This window comes from Amycolatopsis taiwanensis DSM 45107 (assembly GCF_000519205.1).
Classification (GTDB): Bacteria; Actinomycetota; Actinomycetes; order Mycobacteriales; family Pseudonocardiaceae; genus Amycolatopsis_E; species Amycolatopsis_E taiwanensis.
Map to the genome: position 1 here is coordinate 53,355 of NZ_JAFB01000015.1, position 20,272 is coordinate 73,626.

Genomic DNA, 20,272 nt, shown 5'->3' on the forward strand with positions numbered 1-20,272 from the left:
CCGGTGTGTGAACACGAATGTGGTCGGCGACTTGTGAGCATGGACGAGAGACCGGGAGCGGCCCGGGGAGGCAGGAATGGCTAGCACCGTTACCTCCCGCCGCAAGCAACTGGGGAACGAGCTCAGACACGCGCGTATCGCGGCGAAGATGACACAGCAACAGGTCGCCGAGGTGCTCGGTTGTACCCAGGGCAAGGTCAACAAGATCGAATCCGGCGCGGTCGGCGTCAAGCTGGGTGACGTCCGCGCGATGCTGGAAGCCTTCGGCGTCAACGGAGACGAGTCCGAAACGCTGATGAACCTGGCCCGTGCCGCGGCCGGCCAGCGCGGACACTGGTCCGGTTACCGCTCGGTGGTGCCGCACTGGTTCCGTACCTTCACCGACCTCGAACCGGCCGCGGCCGAGATCATGACCTGGCACGGCGAGCGCATTCCTGGTCCGTTGCAGTCCGAGCACTACATGCTCAAGCAGTTCACCGAGTTCGGCGCCACCGACGTGACCTCGTTGGTGCGCAACAGATTGGACCGCAAGACGGTCTTCGACCAGCCGCAGCCGCCGTACTACCGGTTCATCCTCAGCGAAGCCGCGTTGCTGCGCGCACCCGGTGGCGAGGCGCCGGCGGTGATGCTGGACCAACTCGAGCATCTGCTGGAACTCGACCGCAGACAGCGGGTGTACGTCCACGTGCTCAGACTCAACGCACGGCTGGCCGCCGTGCCCAACGACTTCACCATCATGCGGTTTCCCGACCGCACCCGGGACTTCGTCTACATCGAACACTCCGCGGGCGGCATCTACCTGGACGACCAGAAGGACTTCCAGATCTTTGTGGACGCCTGGGACCGGCTCCGCGGTGCCGCGCTGGAACGGCACGAAACGCGGGAGTTCCTGCGCGAACTGGCGGACAAGTACCGCGCGGCGATGGGCGCGTAGCGCGCGAAACTCCCGTCAGCTCTTCGGTTTCGGGCCCGAGTGCGGCGCGAACCGCCAAACGAGCCAGCGCGGCGAGAACGACCGGTGTCCCGCGATGTGCTCGGCGTCGGGGAAGGACACCCAGGCCAACTGCTCGCAGTCACCCCGCGGCTGGCCCGTCCGCTCGGCATTCCCAATTCTGACCGTCATGATCCCTCCAAACAGGGCCGTGCCGGTTCGGACAGTGCGAGGCAGCATTCGCAGGGCATCCCGGAGCCCAACCCGAGCCATTCGATGTCGGTCAGGAAGAGCTCCGCTCCACAGTGGGAGACCATCGATCCGTACAGCACCATGCCCGGGCTGAGCGGGAACAGGTGCGCGCAGCGCCGGGTCTCACCGACCACGCCGGGCGCTGGCCGGCCGATGACCGTGACCGTGCCCGGCCAGTCCTCGCGCAGGTACCACACCGCGGACGCGTCCTCGTCGCGCCGCAGCCAGTCGAGCATTCTGGCCAGCGCCTCGGCGGGGGTGGCGGCTCTGACCGCCTCTTCGCGGCCGTTGACCCGGCCGACGACCATGAACGGTGTCGCCGGCACCGGGGCCGGCGACACATCGAGGAGTGCCCCGTCGCCGTAGCGCACGGGCGCGACAACGGTGTCAGCTGTGAGCACCGGTGGAACCTCCCCCAGAAGTGCAGGTCTAGGCCATATCGGGCGGCGGATGCGACCGCATACCCGCCAGCAGTGATTAATCTTACTACTGGAATAATCTCGGTGTCGAGTGGTCAAGGATTAGATCACCCGGCTGGACCCACGGGGGGTCCAAGCGATCTCGGGGGGCCAACTCGTCAGTTCGGACGAGCGGCCGAGCACGCACGGAGGTACGACCCATGGCGCAACAACTGCACCCACACGACTACGACCCCAACACCGCGGGCAGTCTCTTCGACGAGAAGAAGTGGGCCAAGTCCTTCGCCAGTGAGCCCAACGGGGGCAACTGCGTCGAAGTCAACATCAGCGGCGACGGGCTGGTGGGGGTCCGCGACACGAAGCTGTCGGCCAGTCCCGTGTTCGTCTTCGACGCGGGGGAGTGGGAGGCCTTCCTGGCCGGCGTGAAGGCCGGCCAGTTCGATCTCCTGTCCTGACTGGAATAATTACGTTCGTGTGTTATTGACCGTGGAGTTACTCAGGTGGCCGGAACTCTTCCCGCCACCTGGGCCCAGGTTCGCCGCCACGCCACCACGGGGAACGCGACCAGCGGCAGGATGCCTTACGCGAACCCACCATGATCTCGCCGGTCACCACTCCTCGGGCGCGATGCCGCTGCGCCGGGCCAGCACCCTGGTCCCCGGCCCGGAGGCGGCGCCCGGACCGGGCAGCGACGTCACATTGGCGGTGGTCACCGGCTTCCCGCACGCCGAACAGCAGACCTGCGGGGTGAATTCCGCACCACATTCACGGTGCACGAGACGCACCGGCGGACCTCCCGCCGGTGTCGCCCATTTGTCGCCCCAGGCCATCAGCGCCATCAGTACCGGCACGAGTTCGCGGCCGGCCTCGGTGAGGTGGTACTCGTATCGCGGCGGCCGCTCCTGATACGCCTGGCGCTCCACGATGCCGCCGGCGACCAGCGTCTCGAGCCGACGGGTGAGCAGGTTGCGGGAGATACCGAGATTCTCCGCGATGTCGTCGAAGCGATGCAGGCCGAGGTAAAGGTCCCGCACGATCAGCGGCGTCCACCACTCGCCGACCCGTTCCAGGGACTGCCCGATCGAGCAGTGCATCTCCGCGAAGCTGGTCCGTTGCATGCCTGAAGTGTAGAGGGTTGATTCATTGAACTCACCGTTGTACGTTGCGGACGTTAAGAGTTCAATGAAAGGACTGACTCGTGCCGTTCGTGGAGTTGTTCGTTCCCAAGGGCTCGCTCGATCAGGAGCGCCGCGAGAAGATCGGTGGGCGACTGGTGTCGGAGGTGATGCTCGCCGAGGGTGCCCCGGACACCGAGGCGGCAAGGTCCATCTCGTGGCTGGTGGTGAACGAGATCGACGCCTGGTTCGTGGGCGGCCGGCAACTGTCCGACGGAGAGAAGCCGAGATACGTGGTGCGAGTGGGAGTACCGGCCGGTTCGATGAACGACGACAAACGCCGTGACATCGTGCGGCGCGTCACGCGGGTACTCGCCGACGCCGACGCGGATCCGGAACGGTTCAGTCAGGCCGCCACCGCCTGGGTGCACATCAATGAGATTCCGGAGGGCAACTGGGGAGCGGGCGGAGAGATCGTGCGCATCGAGGACATCGCGGCCTTGGTGACCAGCGGTTAGGCCCTCGGCCGGACCGCGCGGCGGATCCGGCTACGGTCCCGCGCACAACCAGTGGCGGCGACCTGCCCGACCGGTGCACCCAGTCCTGCCCTATACTGCAATCGGACCCCCGCGGCGTCCACCCTGCGAATCTCCCCAGGGCCGGAAGGCAGCAAGGATAAGCAGGCTCTGACGGGTGCGGGGGTCCCCTTGTTCGGTGGCCCTTCGGGCGCACCTTCCCTCCGGCCCGCACCTCGTCATTATTTTGGGGGGCCGAGCCCCCCAAACCCCCCACGGTGCGAGCTCCTCACCTTGGCGGGCGCTGGGCACGTTGGGTGGTGACTAGCATCCGTTTTTCCCGGTGTGGTGGTGTGGCTGGCTGTGCTGGGCGTGTGGGGTGGTGACTAGCGTCCGTTTTTCCCGGTGGATGGTGGTGTGGTTGGCTGCGTTGGGCGTGTGGGGTGGTGGCTAGGGTCTGTTTTGCCGGCGGACGGTGGGCTTGCTGGCTGTGCTGGGTGCGTGGGGGTGACCAGGGTCTGTTCTTCCCGGTGGATGGTGTGGTGGCGCTGGGTGCGTGGGGGGTGACCAGCGTCGGTTCTGCCCGCGGGGATCGTGTCGGGGTTGGGCGGTAGTCTCGCGTCGTGGCTCTGGCGCTCTACCGCAAGTACCGTCCGGCGACCTTCGCCGAGGTCGTCGGGCAGGAGCACGTCACCGAACCGTTGCGCACCGCGCTGGCATCCGGCCGCATCAACCACGCCTACCTCTTCTCGGGCCCACGTGGCTGCGGTAAGACCTCCAGCGCGCGGATCATGGCCCGATCGCTGAACTGCGCGGAGGGGCCCACACCCGATCCGTGCGGCAAGTGCGACTCCTGCCGCGCGCTCGCCCCGGAGGGCCCGGGCAGCATCGACGTCACCGAACTGGACGCGGCCAGCCACGGCGGCGTCGACGACGCGCGCGAGCTGCGTGACCGCGCGTTCTACGCGCCGGCCGAATCGCGCTACCGCGTGTTCATCATCGACGAGGCGCACATGGTCACCACGCAGGGCTTCAACGCCCTGCTCAAGATCGTCGAAGAGCCGCCGGAACACCTGATCTTCATCTTCGCCACCACCGAGCCGGACAAGGTGTTGCCCACCATCCGCTCGCGTACCCACCACTACCCGTTCCGCCTGATCCCGCCGAGTGCGATGCGGGAGTTGCTGGAGCGCAACGTGGCCGCCGAGGGCATCGAGGTCGACCCGGCGGTGTACCCGCTGGTGATCCGCGCCGGAGGCGGCTCCGCGCGTGACACCCAGTCCGTGCTCGACCAGCTGCTGGCCGGGGCCGGCCCGGAGGGGGTCGACTACCACCGCGCGGTCGCGCTGCTCGGCGTCACCGACGTCGCGTTGATCGACGACCTGATCAAGGGGCTGGCCGAGGAGGATTCGGCCGCGGTGTTCGGCACGGTGGAGCGGCTCGCCGAGGCGGGGCACGATCCACGGCGGTTCGCCTCCGACCTGCTCGACCGGCTGCGCGACCTGATCCTGGTGCGCTCGGTGCCCGATGCCGCGTCGCGCGGCCTGGTGTCCGCGCCGGAGGACGAGCTCGCCCGGATGACCGAGCAGGCGGGGCGGCTCGGTCTCGGCACGCTCACCCGCTACGCCGAGATCGTCCATAATGGACTGCTGGAGATGCGGGGCGCGACCGCGCCGCGGCTGCTGCTCGAACTGCTCTGCGCGCGGATGATGCTGCCGTCGGTGTCCACCGACCAGGCCGCACTCCTGCAACGACTGGAACAGTTGGAGCGGCGCCCGTCCGCCGCTCCCGTGTCCGCTGGGGGTGCGACACCTGGTCCTCAGCCGCCCGCGTCGTCTGCGGGTACGGCCCCCAAGCCTCCGGCCCACGCCGAGCGGTCGTTCCAGCGGCCATCGCAACGTGCCGCCGCCGAGCCACCGCCCGCCGCGCCCGCCCGGCCTTCGCAGCCCGCCGCGCAAGCCCGGACCGCGCCCCCGGTCTCGGCGCCGGTCTCCGTGCCGGTCCCGGAGTCGGCCCCAGTGGCGGAACCGTCTCCGCCGGCCGCTACCGGTGCCGTCGACGCGACCGCGATCCGCCGGGTCTGGCCGGACCTGCTGGCCGCGATCCGGAAGACCAGCCGCAGCACCGAGGCCATGCTGACCCACGCGACCGTGCAGAGCGTGGACGGCTCGACGGTGGTGCTGGCGCACACCGCGGAGCCGCTGGCCCGCCGGTTGTCCGAGCCGCGCAACACCGACTTCATCGCCGCCGCCCTGCACGAGGTGCTCGGCGGAACCTGGCAGGTGCGGTGCGTACACGCCGGTGGCGGCGGAGGCGCGGGCCGTGGGCCCGCTGGGCCGCGCCCGCAACCGAACCCGCCGCCGCGCGCCGCCGCACCCGAGCGCTCGTACCAGCGACCGGCGCAGCCCGCCCCGGCGCCGGCGCGGGAGCAGGCTCCCCCGGAGCCGGACATCCCGTTGCCACCCGAGCCGGAGGACGACGACAGCATGTTCGTTGAGGAGCCGAGCGGGGTGGCGGAGATCTCACTGCCCGCCGAGTCCCTCGATGCCGAGGCCGTCGCGCACCGCCTCCTCGCCGAACATCTCGGCGCCCGCCCGATCGACTGATCGCGGCAACGGCCGAGGTCTCCCGGATCGGACGCCCTTGCCGCGCGTCAGACCGGCGGGGGTGTCAAGCCCGGCAGGATGCTCAGCGGTGTCAGCCCGGGCCGCCGAAGCTGATCTCATTGCCATCCGCGTCTCGGTAGATCACCTTGGTCGCGCCGCCGTCGTACGTCTCGCGTTTCGCGGGCTCGATGCCCCGCCGGGAGATCTCGGCGACTCGTTCGTCGAGGTCGTCGACGAACGAAAGCACCAGGGCGTTCCCCGCCCGTTCCGGGTCCTCCACGATGTAGACGTAGCGATGCTCGGCCACCTCCCACACCGCCTCGGTGTCGTTCGGCAGAAACGACGGGCGCCCGCCGAAGAACCGCTCGTACCACGGCAGCGCCGCGGCGAAGTCGGTCACGGGGATGCCGGCGAAGAGGTCCAGCGCCACGTTGCCTCCAAATGCGGTCGATGTGTTGTCCAAACTGACGTCGGCAGCGTCGAAGATTCATCGTTGTCCGGCTTGCCATGACCTGACCCAAAGCTGTCCGGGCGGCATCACTTGCGGGACAGCGTCAAGACAGGTACGCGAGGATGCCGTCGGCGATCGCATCCGCGTACCGCTGGCGACCGTCCGATGTGGACATCAGCGCGGCTTCGGCCGGGTCACGCATGTTGCCGCATTCGATCAGCGCGGCCGGCCGCTCCGACAGGTTGAGCCCGGCGAGGTCGTTGCGGGGTGCCAGACCGTCGCGGCCCAGATAGTTCGACACGTCGAAGCCGGCCGCGCGAAGCCGGTCGCGCAGGGTGCTCGCCAGGGAGGTCGACGGCTGCCCTTGGGCGGCGTTCAGCGGCGGAGCCGAATAGGCGACGTGAAAGCCGTGCGCTCCGGCCGAATTCGAGCCGTCCGCGTGGATGGACACGACGGCTGCCGCTTCGGTCCGATTGCCTGTCGCGGCCCGCTCGTCGACGCACGGGCCGACGCCGGTGTCATCGGCCCGCGTGTACACGACGGAGATGCCCTTCGCCGACAGGTCCGCGCCGACCCGCTGCGCCACGTCCCAGTTGAAGGCGTGTTCGCCGTACCCGGCGTTGGTCGCGGTCCCGGTGGTGTTGCACGGTTTCGTCTGCCCACGGCCGGCCGGCACGAGCCGGTTGATCGCCTTCGGATCGCGCGCGTTTCCGCCGTTGTGTCCCGGGTCGAGGACCACGACACGGGCCGGTGACGCCGGTGCCGGCCGGCTGGGCGGTGACGCCGAGGTCGTGCTGGCCGGAGGCGCCTCGCTCGGTGCTGGGCGGGGTCCGCCGGGCGAGGCTTGGTCGGTGCGGCACCCGGTGAGCACCATCGAACCCAGGAGAATCACAAACAGGACACGCCACCTTCGCACGGCGAACACGGTGCCACAGCCGGGCGAGATACGCTGGGGCCGGAGCGGAATCCCTCAAGGATCGGAAAAAGCAATCATGGTCCAGCCCGGTGGTGGAATGCCCGACATGCAGGCGATCCTGCAGCAGGCGCAGCAGATGCAGCAGCAACTCGTGGCCGCGCAGCAGGAGCTGGCGCAAGCCGAGGTGACCGGCACCGCCGGCGGTGGCCTGGTGACCGCGACCGTGAGCGGCAGCCTCGAGCTCAAGAGCCTGTCGATCGACCCCAAGGTGGTCGATCCCGAGGACGTCGAAACGCTGGCCGACCTCGTCGTCGCCGCGGTCCGCGACGCGACGGCCAACGCCCAGAAGCTCACCGAGGAAAAGCTCGGCCCGGTGGCCGGCGCGCTCGGCGGCGGCATGCCCGGTCTCGGCGACCTCGGGCTGCCCGGACTCGGCTGAGCCCGCCACGGCGGGGCGGGCTCTGAACAATACTGACGGGATACAGGCTTGTACGAGGGTGTTGTCCAGGACCTCATCGACGAGCTCGGGCGTCTGCCGGGCATCGGCCCGAAGAGCGCGCAGCGCATCGCGTTCCATCTGCTGACCGCCGATCACGCGGACATCGCGCGGCTGCAGGAGGTGCTCGGCAAGGTCCGCGAGGGCGTGCAGTTCTGTGAGGTCTGCGGCAACGTGTCCGAGCAGCAGCAGTGCCGGATCTGCCGGGACACCCGGCGCGACACGACCGTCATCTGTGTGGTCGAGGAGCCGAAGGACGTGCTCGCGGTGGAGCGCACGCGCGAGTTCAAGGGGCGTTACCACGTGCTCGGCGGTGCGCTCGATCCGCTGTCCGGCATCGGGCCCGATCAGCTCCGCATTCGTGAACTGCTGGCCAGGATCGGCGGCGCAGAGGTCACCGAGGTGATCATCGCGACGGATCCGAACACCGAAGGTGAGGCCACGGCCACCTATCTCGTGCGCATGCTGCGGGACTTCCCGGGCCTGACCGTCACCCGCCTCGCGTCGGGGCTGCCCATGGGTGGCGATCTCGAGTTCGCCGACGAGCTCACGCTCGGCCGCGCCCTGTCCGGTCGCCGGACGCTCTGAAACTTACCGGGCGGTACGTTCGCCCATTCGGCGTAGCGCCCTGCCGCCGAATCGCCGTATTTGCATACGCAGAGTTACTATTTGCCTGCCGTTCGTGTAGCCGTGCCCACTTACGTAGCGCGATCGTAACCTCGGGTGCTTTAAGCATTGGCGAAGTTCCCGCTAGTGTCGTCGATCACCAACCGCAAAGTCCTCAAGGAGTTTCACCATGCTCCCGAAGCCGGTGGCCAGAATGCGCCGCGTTGCCTTGATCGGGCTCGCTGGCGCACTCGCGGTGACGATGTCGGCATGTGCGTCCCAGCGTGGCTCGGGGGGCGGTGGTGGCGCCAACGACACGTTCGTGTTCGGCGCCGCCGGTGCCCCGAAGAACTTCGACCCGATCTTCAATGACGACGGGGAGAGCTTCCGCCCGGTCCGGCAGATGTACGAAACGCTGGTCACCTACAAGGCCGGCACGACGGAGCTGGAAGGTGACCTCGCGACCGCGTGGACCCCGAGTGACGACGCCAAGACCTGGACGTTCACTCTCCGGCAGGGCGTGAAGTTCCACGACGGCACGCCGTTCAACGCCGCGGCGGTCTGCTTCAACTTCGACCGCTGGTACAACATGAAGGGCGCCGCCGCCCAGAGCCAGATGATCTACTACGGCGACGTCTTCGAGGGCTTCGCCCACAACGAGGGCGACACCAACGGGGACCCGGTGTACAAGTCCTGCGAGGCCAAGGACGACAACACCGCGGTGGTCCACCTGAACAAGGCCAAGGGGGCGTTCCCGGACGCGTTCGGCCTGACCTCGCTGTCCATGTCCAGCCCGGCCGCGCTGAAGCAGTACGACGCGGACGCGGTGACGCAGACCGGTGATTCCTTCAGCTACCCGGCCTACGCCACCCAGCATCCGACCGGCACCGGGCCGTACAAGTTCGAGAGCTTCGACAAGACCAACAACACCATCACCCTGGTGCGCAACGACGACTACTGGGGTGAGAAGGCCAAGACCGCGAAGCTGATCTTCAAGATCATTCCGGACGAGAACGCCCGGAAGCAGGAGCTGGCCGCCGGCACCATCGACGCCTACGACTTCCCGAACCCGGCCGACTACAACTCCCTCAAGCAGGCCGGGGACCAGGTGCTGATCCGGCCCGCGTTCGGCGTCACCTACCTGGGCATCAACCAGAAGAACAACCCGAAGCTGCAGGACGTGCGGGTGCGGCAGGCGATCGAGTACGCCGTCAACAAGGACCAGCTGGTCAAGAACAAGATGCCGGAAGGCGCCTATGTGCAGGACCAGTTGCTGCCCAACAACGTTCCCGGCTTCACCGACCAGGTGGCCAAGTTCCCCTACAACCCGGACAAGGCCAAGCAGTTGCTCGCCGAAGCCGGCGCAAGCGATCTGTCGCTGAACTTCTACGTGCCCACCGAGATCAGCCGGCCGTACATGCCCAACCCGGTAGACATGGCGTCGGCGATCACCGAGGACCTCAAGGCGGTCGGCATCAAGGTCAACGTCGTGCAGGAGCCGTGGAACGGCGGCTACAAGGACGACGTGCAGAAGGCCGGCAAGCAGGACCTCCACCTGCTGGGCTGGACCGGTGACTACGCCGACCCGGGCAACTTCATCGGCACGTTCTTCGGCCGGCAGAAGCCCGAGTTCGGGTTCAACAACCCGGAGATCTTCAACGCGCTGTCCAACGCGGACGCTCAGACCACCCCCGATGGGAAGAAGAAGGCGTACGAGGAGGCCAGCGTGCTGATCTCGCAGTACATCCCGGCCGTTCCGCTCTGCTCGTCGCCGCCCGCACTCGTGGTCGCGAAGAATGTCCACGGCCTCGTCCCGTCCCCGCTGACCGACGAGCGCTTCTACACCGTCACGAAGGGCTAATCCAGGCGCTGATTGCGGGAAGGTGCCCTCCTCGCGAGGGCACTTTCCCGCGATTGCGCCCTACGTCAAGGGCCCCATCACATGCTTCGATTCATCATTCGCCGCTTGCTGCAGGCGATTCCCACGTTGTTCGTGCTGTCCATCCTGGTATTCGCCTGGCTGCGCCTGCTGCCCGGCGGCCCGGCGGGCGCGCTGCTCGGTGACAAGGCGACCCCGGAAAACGTCGCCGCGTTGAACCATGTTCTCGGCCTGGATCAGAACGTGTTCGTGCAGTACTTCAAGTTCCTCGGCCGGGTGCTGACCGGCGAATTCGGAAGCTCGCTGGCCAGTGGGGACAGCGTGCTGGCCGAGATCGGCCGCCGGTTCCCCGCCACGATCGAGCTGTCGGTCTGCGCGCTGGTGCTCGCGGTCGTGTTCGGTATTCCGCTGGGCTACGTCGCCGCCCGTTATCGCGGCCGGTTCCTGGACAACGCCACGGTGATGACCACGTTGGTCGGTGTCGCTGTTCCGGTGTTCTTCCTCGGCGTTCTGCTCAAGTACATCTTCGCGCAGAAACTCGGCATCCTGCCGCCGTCGGGCCGGCAGGACGTGACCATCGATGCCACGCACATCACCGGGTTCTTCACCCTCGACGGCCTGTTGACCGGCGAGTTCGACGCCATGTGGGACGCGATAAAGCATCTGATCCTACCGGCGATCGCACTGGCCAGCATCCCGTTCGCGGTGATCGTGCGGATCACCCGGGCGTCCGTGCTGGACGTGCAGCAGGAGGACTTCGTGCGCACCGCCGAGTCCAAGGGCCTGACCGCCCCGATCATCCGGCGGCGGCACATCCTGCGTAACGCGCTGCTGCCGGTGTCCACCACCATCGGCCTGCAAACCGGCCTCCTGCTCGCCGGCGCGGTGTTGACCGAGAAGGTGTTCAACTGGCAGGGGCTGGGCTCACTGCTGGCCGAGGGCATCGAGCGCCGGGATTACCCGCGGCTGCAGGCGTTGTTGCTGCTCGCCGCGCTGGTGTACGTGATCGTCAACCTGCTGGTCGACGTTTCCTACGCGATCATCGATCCGAGGGTGCGAGTGCGGTGACCACACAGAAGACCACGCCGAACCTGCTCAAACGCAAGGCAGACCGGATCGACGAGCTGAGTGAGTCCGGTGGCAACAGCCTGGCCGTCGACGCGATGAAGCGGATGAGCCGCAGCCCGGTGGCCATCACCGGTGCGGTCATCACCGTCCTTTTCGTACTGTTGGCGATCCTGTCGCCGTTCCTGGCGCCCAAGAATCCCTACATCCCCTACGACGAGTTGCGTAACACCCTGCGTCCGGACAGCATTCCGGGCCCCATGCCGGGCTTCCTGCTGGGCAGTGACCAGAACGGCTACGACTTCTTCTCGCGGCTTTTGGTCGGCTCCCAGCAGACCCTCATCGTCGGGGTGGCTGCCACGCTGATCGGGGTGCTCCTCGGCATGATCATCGGTGGCTTCGCGGGCGCCTTCGGCGGCTGGGTGGACACCCTGCTCATGCGCTTCACCGACATCCTGCTGGCGATTCCCTCGCTGCTGCTGGCCATCTCGATCGCCGCACTGTTCCTCCACGGTACACAGTGGACGGTGATCATCGCGGTCGCGGTGGTGAGCGTGCCGGTCTTCGCGCGGTTGCTGCGCGGTGCCATGCTGGCCCAGCGCGCGAGCGATCACGTGCTGGCCGCCACGGCCCTGGGCGTGCGCCGGCGCACCATCGTGTTCCGGCACATGCTGCCCAACTCGCTCGGTCCGGTGATCGTGCAGGCGACCCTGACCCTGGCGACGTCGATCATCGATGCCGCCGCACTGTCATTCCTTGGTCTCGGCGACTCCGACCCGAGCCGTGCGGAGTGGGGTCTGATGCTGGGCAAGTCGCAGTCCTTCCTGGACGTCAAGCCGGAGCTTGCGTTCTACCCGGCGATTGCGATCATCGTGGTGGCCCTTGGTTTCACGTTGCTCGGAGAGTCGTTGCGCGAGGCTCTCGACCCGAAGAACAGGCGGTAGCGCGCATGGCACTACTTGAAGTCCGGGACCTGTCCGTGGTGTTCCGGCGCAAGGGAACCAGGCCGTTCACCGCGGTGGACGGCGTGACCTTCGAGGTCGAGCCCGGCCAGACGGTCGGACTGGTGGGTGAGTCGGGCAGCGGTAAGTCGGTCACCGCGCTGGCGATCATGGGCCTGTTGCCCAAGCGTGGCGCCGAGGTCAGCGGCTCGGTGCGGTTCGAGGACACCGACCTGCGCTCCTTGTCGGACAAGCAAATGCGTGACCGCCGCGGTCGCGATCTGGCGATGGTGTTCCAGGACCCGCTGTCCTCGCTGAACCCGGTCATCCCGATCGGCCTGCAGATCACCGAGGTGCTGGAGCGGCATCGCGGGATGCCGCGCCGGGAGGCGCGCGTGGAGGCGACCGACCTGCTGAACCGCGTCGGCATCCCGGATCCGTCGCGACGTCTGTCCGAGTATCCGCACCAGCTTTCCGGGGGCATGCGGCAGCGCGCGTTGATCGCGATCGCGCTGGCCTGCCGCCCGCGGCTGCTGATCGCCGACGAGCCGACCACCGCCCTCGACGTGACCATCCAGGCGCAGATCCTGGCGTTGCTGTCCGAACTGGTGAAGGACACCGGCACCGCGCTGATCATGATCACGCACGATCTCGGCGTGGTCGCCGGGCTGTGTGACGAGGTCAACGTGATGTACGGCGGCCGCGTGGTCGAACGAGCCGAGCGGCACGCGCTGTTCAACTCGTCGAGACACCCGTACACGCACGGCCTGCTCGAGTCCATCCCGAGGCTGGACGCGCCCCGTGGGGACAAGCTGGTGCCCATCAAGGGTTCGGTCGCGGACAATATCCCGTGGGACGACGCCTGCGCGTTCGCTCCGCGCTGCCCCAACGCGCTGGAGCGCTGCCGGCAGGTGACCCCGGCGCTGGAACCGGACGGCGGCGGCCTGCTGCGCTGCCACAATCCCGTCGGCCCCATGACCGCGGCGAAGCAGGGGGTTCAGTCATGACCGCGCTCGTGAGCGTGGAAGGCCTCGAAGTGCACTTCCCGATCAAGCGTGGCATCGTGCTCGACCGCACGGTCGGCCACGTCTACGCCGTCGACGGCGTGGATCTGGAGATCCGTCGTGGGGAGACCTATGGCCTGGTCGGCGAGTCGGGTTGTGGGAAGACCACGCTGGGCCGCGCCCTGCTGCGCCTGATCGAGCCGACCGGTGGACGCGCGGTCTTCGACGATATCGACTTGTCGACATTGAAGGGCGAGTCGTTGCGGAAGATGCGTCGGCGGATGCAGATGGTCTTCCAGGACCCGCTCTCCAGCCTCGATCCCCGGCAGTCGGTGGAATCGATCCTCGTGGAGGGCATGCGTGCGCACGGCCTCGACAAGTCGAAGGAGAGCACCGGCAAACGTTTGCGGGAGCTGCTCTCGGCGGTCGGGCTGCCGGCGGGCTCGCTGCGCAAGTATCCGCACGAGTTCTCCGGTGGCCAGCGCCAGCGGATCGGCATCGCCCGGGCACTGGCCGTGGAGCCGGACCTGATCGTGGCGGACGAGCCCGTGTCGGCGCTGGACGTCTCGGTGCAGGCGCAGGTGCTCAACCTGCTGGAGGAGTTGCAGGAGTCGCTCGGCCTCACCTACCTGGTGATCGCGCACGACCTGGCGGTGGTGCGCCACATCTCCGAGCGGATCGGCGTGATGTACCTGGGTTCGCTGGTCGAGGAGACCGACTCGGAACGCCTCTACACCGACCCGCTGCATCCCTACACCCGGGCGCTGCTGTCGGCGATCCCGGTGCCCGATCCCGCGGTGGAGGACAGCCGCGAGCAGATCCTGCTGGCCGGCGACCTGCCCTCCCCGGCCGCCCCACCCGCGGGTTGCCGGTTCCACACGCGCTGCCCGTGGCGGCAGGAGACCCGGTGCGACACCGAACGGCCGCAACTGCGGGAGATCGGCACCGGCCACCGGGTTGCCTGCCATTACGCCGAGGACATCCAGGCCGGGCGGATCAAGCCCCACGAGGTGCGGCCCGAGTTGGCGGACCTGTCGACACCGATCGGGTCGGACGCCATCCCGCACGCGGCCTCGGTCACCGAACTGCTGGAACCCTGACCTGTGTTGATGTTCGGCGGTGTGGGGCTCCGCCCCTGCACCGCCGACAGGGACCCGTGTCCCGTGGCGACTCCCGCCCCCGCCGCCCCGGCTGGGGCAAGCCCCAGACCGGTGTCCTATGGGGACTCCCGCCCCCCACACCCCGACTGGGGGCAAGCCCCCAGACGCTCTGCTTTGCGGGGGCTCCGCCCCCACACCCCCGACTGGGGCAAGCCCCGAGACCCCCTTTGTCTCGGCCGGGTGAGGCGGGATGCGGCCGTTCCGCTCCGATGATGCGGGCTTCCGCGTACCCTGCACGGTGAAGGGATTTCGACAGGGGAGCCGGATTTGCACATCGACCAGTGGCTAGAGGCGATTCCACCTCTTCTCGTCTACCTCCTGGTGGGCGGGGTGATCGGTTTCGAAAGCCTCGGCATCCCGCTTCCGGGTGAGATCGTGCTGGTCAGCTCCGCGCTGCTGGCGTCACGGCACATCGGCATCGATCCGTTGTGGGTGGGCATCAGCGGCAGCATCGGCGCGATCGTCGGCGACAGCATCGGCTATTCGATCGGGCGCGTCGGTGGTAAACGGCTCTTCGACTGGGCGGGACGGAAGTTCCCGAAGCACTTCGGCCCGGAACATATCGCCAACGCCGAACGGATCTTCCAGAAACGTGGCGTGTGGGCCGTCTTCTTCGGCCGGTTCGTCGCCCTTCTGCGCATCCTCTGCGGCCCCCTGGCCGGCTCGCTGCACATGCGCTACCCCAAGTTCCTCGCCGCGAACGCGCTGGGCGGCATCGCCTGGGCCGGCGGCACCACCGCCGCGGTGTACTACCTGGGCGTCGTCGCCGAGCAGTGGCTTTCGCGGTTCTCGTATGTGGCGCTCGGCATCGCCGTGGTCGGCGGGGTGATCATCAGCCTGCTGATCAAGAAGCGGATGGGCCGCAAGCACGCTCACGACGGGGAACCGGCGAGGTCCAAGGCCGGCGTCGACCGCTGACGCCGTCGCATCGAGCCCAGTAACACCCCGGCCACGACGACGATCCCGGCGAGGATCTCGACCAGCGCGGGACGCTCGTCGAGGAACAGGAACGACGTGGTCATGCCGACCAACGGGACCAGCAGGGAAAACGGCGCCACGACTCCGGCCGGGTTGCGGCGCATGAGCGTGACCCAGATGCCGGCACCCACCACCGTGCCGAACCCCACCACGTAGCCGAAGGCGGCGAGGCCCTGCCACCCGTTCGCGGTGCCGAGGGTCGCCAGTGACTGCCACTGCGCGGATGGTCCCTCGAAGACGAGGGACAGCACGAACATCGGTATCGGCGGCACGACCGACATCCACAGGGTCAGGTGCAGCGGGTTGTCCGGGCGGGCCTGCCGCGAGCAGACGTTGCCGATCGCCCAGCAGAGCGCGCCGAGCACGGTGAGCACGACGGGGAGCAGCGTCGCGTTCTCCGCCCGGTGCCAGGCGATCACCGCCATCCCGGCCACCGCCAGCGTGATGCCGGCAAGCTGCGCGGGCGTGATGCGTTCGCGCAGGAACAACGCGCCGAGCAGGACGGTGAACGGCGCGGACGCCTGCAGCACGAGGGAGGCGAGACCGGTCGGCATCCCGGTGTCCATGGCGATGAACAGGAACGCGAACTGTCCGGTGCCGAAGCCGAGGCCATACCCGATCAGCCACCGCAGCCGCACCTTCGGCCACGGGACGAACAAGATCGTCGGCACGGCGAGTACCACGAACCTCAGCGCGCCCGCGAACAGCGGCGGGAAGTGGCCGAGCATGACGTGGACGGCCAGGAAGTTGAGGCCCCACAGGAAGGCGACGAAGACGGCGAGCAAGCGGTCTCGCTGGGACATGGCAGGGCTGGCTCCCCAGAGCAGATCAGTGGAACACTCTCAGCTTGCGCGACCTAACTATCAAGCACCAGCGACATTAACTGCAATGACCGTTCAGCCACGCTGCAAAGACGTGGATGTGGCTAAGACCGCATGAATTCTTGTGGCGGGAGCGGTCAGGCGGCCCGCAAGATACCGACGTGCAGTCACGTGTCGCGCTTGTCACCGGTGGTGGTTCTGGTATCGGCGCAGAAGTCGCCCGATCGTTGGCCGCTCTCGGGCATCAGGTCGCGGTGGTTGATCGGGCGGCCGAGACCGCCAGACAGACCGTCGACGAGATCGGCTCCTCCGGTGGGTCGGCAATGGCGGTGCGTGCGGACGTCAGCGAACCCGGCGACGTGACCCGAGCCATCGACGAGGTGGTGTCGACGTGGGGACCGGTCGACATCTTGGTCAACAACGCCGGATTCGCCAGGGACAACATGGTTCTGGACATGCCACTCGAGGACTGGGACGCGGTGGTGGCCACGCACCTGCGGGGTAGCTTCCTGATGCTCCAGGCCGCGGCAGGCGCCATGCGTTCGGCCGGGTGGGGGCGCATCGTCAACATCTCGAGCATCTCCGCGCTCGGTGGCGGCAATCGAGTCAACTACGTCGCCGCCAAAGCCGGGTTGGAAGGGCTGACCCGCGCCGCGGCGACCGACCTCGCCCCCTACGGGATCACGGTGAACGCGGTCGGGCCGGGTGTCGTACACACGGCGATGACCGAGGTGAGCGCCGCCCGCGCGGGGCGGACGCTGGAACAGCACCTGCGGCTACAGGCGGAATCGATCCCCCGAGGCCGAGTCGGCACACCCCACGACATCGCACGTGCCGTGCTGTTCTTCGTCGCCGAAGACGCCGACTTCGTCACCGGCCAGGTCCTCTACGTGAGTGGCGGACCACACGGCTGACTCCGCGCGGAAGCACCGACGCTCGCCCAGTCGAAGTAAGAAGATCTAGGCTGCGACGAGTGGATATCGGCAGGCTGCGGGTGCTGCGGGAGTTCGCCGACCGTGGCACCGTGACGGCCGCCGCACGGGCCCTGCACTGCACGCCTTCGGCGGTCTCACAGCAACTCCGCGTGTTGCAACGGGAGGTCGGGCTGCCGCTCACCGAACCGGCCGGGCGCGGGCTGAGGCTCACCGACGCGGGACGCGCACTCGTCGTCCACGCCGACGAAGTGCTCGCCGCGCTGGACCGCGCGGAAGCGGAGTTGGAGACCTACCGCAGCGCGCCCCGCGGCCTGGTCCGGCTGGCCGTCTTCCCGTCCGCGGCTCTGCTTCTGCTGCCGGGCCTGCTGCGCCGGGTCGGCGAGTTACCGGGTTTGGACGTCGAGGTCCGTGACGTCGACATGACCCCGCCGGACGTACCCGGGCTGCTCGCGGACTTCGACATCGTGGTCGCGCACCGGGACGAGCACGCCGAGCCGTTCCCATCCGGCCGGCTCGACGTGGTCCATCTGCTGCGGGAACCGCTCGACATCGCGTTGCCCGCCGGTCACCCGCTGGCCTCGTGCGGGTCCGTGGGCCTGGCCGAGCTCGCGCGGGAGTCGTGGATCTCGGTGGACGTCGGCTTCCCGGTGGACGACGTGCTCCGCTCGCTGGCGATTCGCACCGGCATCCGGCCACGAATCGTCCAGCGCATCAACGACTTCCGCATCACCGAAGCGCTCGTCGCGGCGGGCTACGGCATCGCGCTGATGCCGCGCTACACGTTCGACGTCACCGGCGGCCGTCTCGCGCGCCGGCCGCTCTCCGGTATCCGCGCGGCCCGGCACGTCGAGGCGGTACTCCGTACCGGAGCCTCGGCGCGCCCGGCCGTCGCGGCCGTCCTGTCCTGCCTGCATGACACCGTCTCCGAGGAGACCCAACAGCACGGGAGCCTTACCGGTCAGCGGATGCCCGATGAGCAGTGACGACGACCAGCTGTGATGCGGGCTCTCAGTTCGGTCGGGGCGCGCGGGCAGGGCGGATCGACCATACCTGTGCCGCCAGGACCGCACCCGCGCCGAACAGCGCCACACCGAGCGGGACGTGGACGGCGAGATTGCCGCTCGAACCGACCACGAACTGGACGCTGATCAGCAGAAACAGAAGTGCGCTGATGGCCGGGAATCGTGCCGATCCGTGGCCCGCCCGCCACACCAGGAGCGCGGCGATGATCTGCAGGACCATTGCGGCCGTGACGACGGCGCCCGTGGCATGGTGCAACTGGCGGCTGCCCTCGTTGGACAGCAGCAGTCCAGCGGTGATCCCCTGCACCAGCAGTGCGGCGGCCAGGAACAGCGTGCTTGCCTTCATCAGGCCGAAGAACCGGGGCTGCACGGGCCGGCCGGCGTGAGCTGGGGAGGGCAGTTTGGTCGATGTTGACATGGGATGACTCCTTGGCGGCCGGGTGTGGGTGAGGCGTTGGGTCTGGGCGGCTGTCCGTTCACCAGGTCACTCGTAGTGTGTGCAGGCCGTACACGAGGCTGGAAACGCGGAAGTCCAGTTGCTCGTTCGGCTCGGCGAGGGCGAGGCCGGGGAAGCGCCGCAGTAGTGCCGGGAAGGCGATGCGCAGCTCCATCCGTGCTAGCGGTGCCCCGAGGCATTTGGGGAGGAAGCCCTTGTTCCCGAAGCTCCGGTGGCGTTCGGGAACAAGGGCAAGGCCGTGCCATCGGCTCACGGTTGGGCGTCGAGCCACTCCTGGAACGTGGGTCCGGCGAGCTTGGCGTGCGGGCTGGGCAGGAACCCGCCGTTGGCGGCGATGTCGGCGTCGGGCATGCCGGAGCCGTCGACGCCGACGACCTTGATGCCTCGGCGGGCGCCGAGGAGTTGGGCCGCCTGGGCCATGGTTTCCCTGCGGGGTCCGGCGATCTCCGGGATCGGTGTTCCCGGGGTGGGGCCGCCGGGGTCGGTGGCCAGGTCGACCAGTTCCTCGGCCACGGTGCGGCAGGCCACGAGTTGAGTGGGCAGCGCCGGGATGTAGGCGACGTCGCCCTGCCGCCAGTCCAGGAGCTGAGTGACGAACTCGTGGAACTGCGCGGCCCGCAGGATGCGAGCGGGGAGCGGGCCGGACAGGACGAGCTCCTCGTGCACCTTCTTGGCGGCGACGAAACCGGCAGTCGCGTTGTCGACGCCGATGATGGAGGCCATGGTGATCTGGGCGACTCCGGCCCGCTGACCCGCCTCGTGCAGATTGCGGGCCGACGTGCGGAAGAACTCCGTCGCCGCCTCCTGATCGGAGGCGTGCCACGAGGCGACGTCGATGATGACGTCTGCCCCGGTGAGCGCCTCGGCGAGGCCGTCACCGGTGATGATGTCCACGCCGGTGGCCCGGGACATCGGCACCACTTGGTGTCCCCGCTCGGTGAGGACGTCGACGACGTGTCGTCCCAGCCGCCCGGTTGCTCCTGCCACTGCGAACTTGCTCATATCATGCCTTTCTTGGGTGCTGAACGGTGTTCGAGTGGTGGTCAGCCGGTGTAGTTCTGGCCGGGCGGCATACCGGGGATCGGTTTGGCGATGAGAGCGGCGGGGGTGAAGAAGCCGATATGGGCGATCGCCATGATCAGCGTCCAGAGCGCCTTGTCGTCGTAGTGCGCGGACGCCTTGGCGAACAACTCGTCGGGGACGCGCTCCCCGGACGGGTTCGGGGTGAGGACAGCCTCCACCAGCTCCAGCGCGATCCGTTCGGCGTCGGTGAAGTAAGTGGCGTCCTGCCAGGTCGCCACGGCGGTAATGCGTTCCTCTGATTCCCCGATCGCGCGCAGGTTGTTGGTTTCGCGGATGGTGAAATACGTACTGCCGAGGATCTGTCCTGCGCGCAGCTGCAGCAGGCTGATGGTCGTCGGGGGAATCGCACCGTTCTTGAGGACGTTGTGCAGACCTGCGCCGACCTCCGCCATTTCGGGGACGAACGGGAGAGGGTTGGGCATGCGCGACCGCAGGTCCGTTGTCGTCGTTGTGGACATGATTGGGACTCCCTTACTCGTGGTGTTACGTCGTTGCGAGCAAAAGATCCCGGCGACCCGCTCCCTGTGACAGCCCGGCCGTGTGGCACAGGCCACCGATCGTTGGTGTCACAAAGCGGTGGGGGCCGGGATCGTAGGGATATGGCACGGTCGCGAACGGAC

24 protein-coding genes and 1 other RNA gene are annotated in these 20,272 nt (G+C 68.1%); 15 read left to right on the forward strand and 10 right to left on the reverse strand.

What is annotated here, in order from left to right; genetic code table 11:
• Positions 1–76: 76 nt before the first annotated feature.
• Positions 77–934, forward strand: a complete 858-nt coding sequence (locus A3CU_RS0113675; protein ID WP_027942765.1) for a helix-turn-helix domain-containing protein — start codon at positions 77–79, stop codon at positions 932–934.
• Positions 935–949: 15 nt separating this feature from the next.
• On the opposite strand, the gene A3CU_RS52400 is transcribed toward A3CU_RS0113675, so the two are convergent.
• Together A3CU_RS52400 and A3CU_RS0113685 are read right to left on the reverse strand one after the other, a co-directional pair.
• Positions 950–1,123, reverse strand: a complete 174-nt coding sequence (locus A3CU_RS52400) for a hypothetical protein (protein WP_156960365.1) — start codon at positions 1,121–1,123, stop codon at positions 950–952.
• On the reverse strand, positions 1,120–1,584 hold the full coding sequence (locus A3CU_RS0113685) for a hypothetical protein (protein WP_245617061.1): 465 nt from the start codon (positions 1,582–1,584) through the stop codon (positions 1,120–1,122). The genes A3CU_RS52400 and A3CU_RS0113685 overlap by 4 nt, the downstream gene beginning before the upstream one ends.
• Before the next feature lie 218 nt (positions 1,585–1,802).
• Between A3CU_RS0113685 and A3CU_RS0113690 the strand changes: the two genes are divergently transcribed.
• Positions 1,803–2,057 (forward strand): DUF397 domain-containing protein, encoded by a 255-nt coding sequence (locus A3CU_RS0113690; protein WP_027942767.1) that lies wholly within the window; start codon positions 1,803–1,805, stop codon positions 2,055–2,057.
• A gap of 153 nt (positions 2,058–2,210) precedes the next feature.
• Here the strand turns inward: A3CU_RS0113690 and A3CU_RS0113695 are convergent, their stop codons facing one another.
• Positions 2,211–2,720 (reverse strand): winged helix-turn-helix transcriptional regulator, encoded by a 510-nt coding sequence (locus A3CU_RS0113695; RefSeq protein ID WP_027942768.1) that lies wholly within the window; start codon positions 2,718–2,720, stop codon positions 2,211–2,213.
• Between the two features lie 80 nt (positions 2,721–2,800).
• Here A3CU_RS0113695 and A3CU_RS0113700 point away from each other — a divergent pair, with 80 nt between their 5' ends.
• From A3CU_RS0113700 to A3CU_RS0113705, 3 genes are all read left to right on the forward strand, one after another.
• The gene (locus A3CU_RS0113700) at positions 2,801–3,235 is read left to right on the forward strand and encodes a tautomerase family protein (protein ID WP_027942769.1); all 435 of its coding nucleotides are present in this window, start codon (positions 2,801–2,803) and stop codon (positions 3,233–3,235) included.
• Positions 3,236–3,335: 100 nt separating this feature from the next.
• Positions 3,336–3,428, forward strand: an RNA gene (ffs, locus tag A3CU_RS50570) — signal recognition particle sRNA small type.
• Between the two features lie 427 nt (positions 3,429–3,855).
• On the forward strand, positions 3,856–5,838 hold the full coding sequence (locus A3CU_RS0113705) for a DNA polymerase III subunit gamma and tau (protein WP_027942770.1): 1,983 nt from the start codon (positions 3,856–3,858) through the stop codon (positions 5,836–5,838).
• Between the two features lie 91 nt (positions 5,839–5,929).
• Here the strand turns inward: A3CU_RS0113705 and A3CU_RS0113710 are convergent, their stop codons facing one another.
• The gene (locus tag A3CU_RS0113710; protein WP_027942771.1) at positions 5,930–6,268 is read right to left on the reverse strand and encodes a VOC family protein; all 339 of its coding nucleotides are present in this window, start codon (positions 6,266–6,268) and stop codon (positions 5,930–5,932) included.
• 124 nt (positions 6,269–6,392) lie between these two features.
• A complete protein-coding gene (locus A3CU_RS0113715) occupies positions 6,393–7,163 on the reverse strand; it encodes an N-acetylmuramoyl-L-alanine amidase (protein ID WP_084143266.1) in 771 nt (256 codons plus the stop codon).
• Positions 7,164–7,281: 118 nt separating this feature from the next.
• On the opposite strand from A3CU_RS0113715, the gene A3CU_RS0113720 reads away from it, so the two are divergent.
• From A3CU_RS0113720 to A3CU_RS0113755, 8 genes are all read left to right on the forward strand, one after another.
• Positions 7,282–7,644, forward strand: coding sequence for a YbaB/EbfC family nucleoid-associated protein (locus A3CU_RS0113720; RefSeq protein ID WP_027942773.1), 363 nt, complete (start codon positions 7,282–7,284; stop codon positions 7,642–7,644).
• A 48-nt stretch (positions 7,645–7,692) separates the two neighbouring features.
• Positions 7,693–8,289 (forward strand): recombination mediator RecR, encoded by a 597-nt coding sequence (gene recR / locus A3CU_RS0113725; protein ID WP_027942774.1) that lies wholly within the window; start codon positions 7,693–7,695, stop codon positions 8,287–8,289.
• A 232-nt stretch (positions 8,290–8,521) separates the two neighbouring features.
• Positions 8,522–10,168 carry an ABC transporter substrate-binding protein gene (locus tag A3CU_RS0113730; RefSeq protein WP_027942775.1) on the forward strand — a complete coding sequence of 549 codons (1,647 nt, stop codon included), beginning with the start codon at positions 8,522–8,524 and terminating at the stop codon, positions 10,166–10,168.
• An 81-nt stretch (positions 10,169–10,249) separates the two neighbouring features.
• Entirely contained in the window at positions 10,250–11,254 is a 1,005-nt protein-coding gene (locus A3CU_RS0113735; protein ID WP_027942776.1) for an ABC transporter permease, read from the forward strand.
• Positions 11,251–12,195 carry an ABC transporter permease gene (locus tag A3CU_RS0113740; protein WP_027942777.1) on the forward strand — a complete coding sequence of 315 codons (945 nt, stop codon included), beginning with the start codon at positions 11,251–11,253 and terminating at the stop codon, positions 12,193–12,195. The genes A3CU_RS0113735 and A3CU_RS0113740 overlap by 4 nt, the downstream gene beginning before the upstream one ends.
• A gap of 5 nt (positions 12,196–12,200) precedes the next feature.
• On the forward strand, positions 12,201–13,199 hold the full coding sequence (locus A3CU_RS0113745) for an ABC transporter ATP-binding protein (RefSeq protein ID WP_027942778.1): 999 nt from the start codon (positions 12,201–12,203) through the stop codon (positions 13,197–13,199).
• Positions 13,196–14,296, forward strand: a complete 1,101-nt coding sequence (locus A3CU_RS0113750; RefSeq protein WP_027942779.1) for an ABC transporter ATP-binding protein — start codon at positions 13,196–13,198, stop codon at positions 14,294–14,296. Before A3CU_RS0113745 ends, A3CU_RS0113750 begins: the two co-directional genes overlap by 4 nt.
• A 327-nt stretch (positions 14,297–14,623) precedes the next feature.
• Positions 14,624–15,274 (forward strand): DedA family protein, encoded by a 651-nt coding sequence (locus A3CU_RS0113755; RefSeq protein ID WP_027942780.1) that lies wholly within the window; start codon positions 14,624–14,626, stop codon positions 15,272–15,274.
• Here A3CU_RS0113755 and A3CU_RS0113760 read toward each other — a convergent pair.
• Positions 15,229–16,137 (reverse strand): EamA family transporter, encoded by a 909-nt coding sequence (locus A3CU_RS0113760; RefSeq protein ID WP_027942781.1) that lies wholly within the window; start codon positions 16,135–16,137, stop codon positions 15,229–15,231. The two genes, A3CU_RS0113755 and A3CU_RS0113760, sit on opposite strands and share 46 nt — an antisense overlap.
• Before the next feature lie 179 nt (positions 16,138–16,316).
• On the opposite strand from A3CU_RS0113760, the gene A3CU_RS0113765 reads away from it, so the two are divergent.
• Both A3CU_RS0113765 and A3CU_RS44725 read left to right on the forward strand, forming a co-directional pair.
• Positions 16,317–17,069: an SDR family NAD(P)-dependent oxidoreductase gene (locus A3CU_RS0113765; RefSeq protein WP_027942782.1), complete on the forward strand. Its 753-nt coding sequence runs from the start codon at positions 16,317–16,319 to the stop codon at positions 17,067–17,069.
• Positions 17,070–17,128: 59 nt separating this feature from the next.
• Positions 17,129–18,073 carry a LysR family transcriptional regulator gene (locus tag A3CU_RS44725; protein ID WP_043841094.1) on the forward strand — a complete coding sequence of 315 codons (945 nt, stop codon included), beginning with the start codon at positions 17,129–17,131 and terminating at the stop codon, positions 18,071–18,073.
• A gap of 25 nt (positions 18,074–18,098) precedes the next feature.
• Here A3CU_RS44725 and A3CU_RS0113775 read toward each other — a convergent pair whose 3' ends face one another.
• The 4 genes from A3CU_RS0113775 to A3CU_RS0113790 form a co-directional block, all read right to left on the reverse strand.
• Positions 18,099–18,530 carry a hypothetical protein gene (locus A3CU_RS0113775; protein ID WP_052371708.1) on the reverse strand — a complete coding sequence of 144 codons (432 nt, stop codon included), beginning with the start codon at positions 18,528–18,530 and terminating at the stop codon, positions 18,099–18,101.
• A gap of 58 nt (positions 18,531–18,588) precedes the next feature.
• Positions 18,589–18,723 carry a hypothetical protein gene (locus A3CU_RS55125; RefSeq protein WP_281174118.1) on the reverse strand — a complete coding sequence of 45 codons (135 nt, stop codon included), beginning with the start codon at positions 18,721–18,723 and terminating at the stop codon, positions 18,589–18,591.
• 95 nt (positions 18,724–18,818) lie between these two features.
• Positions 18,819–19,571 (reverse strand): SDR family oxidoreductase, encoded by a 753-nt coding sequence (locus A3CU_RS0113785; protein ID WP_027942784.1) that lies wholly within the window; start codon positions 19,569–19,571, stop codon positions 18,819–18,821.
• Positions 19,572–19,612: 41 nt separating this feature from the next.
• Positions 19,613–20,110, reverse strand: coding sequence for a carboxymuconolactone decarboxylase family protein (locus tag A3CU_RS0113790; protein WP_027942785.1), 498 nt, complete (start codon positions 20,108–20,110; stop codon positions 19,613–19,615).
• Positions 20,111–20,272 lie beyond the last annotated feature (162 nt).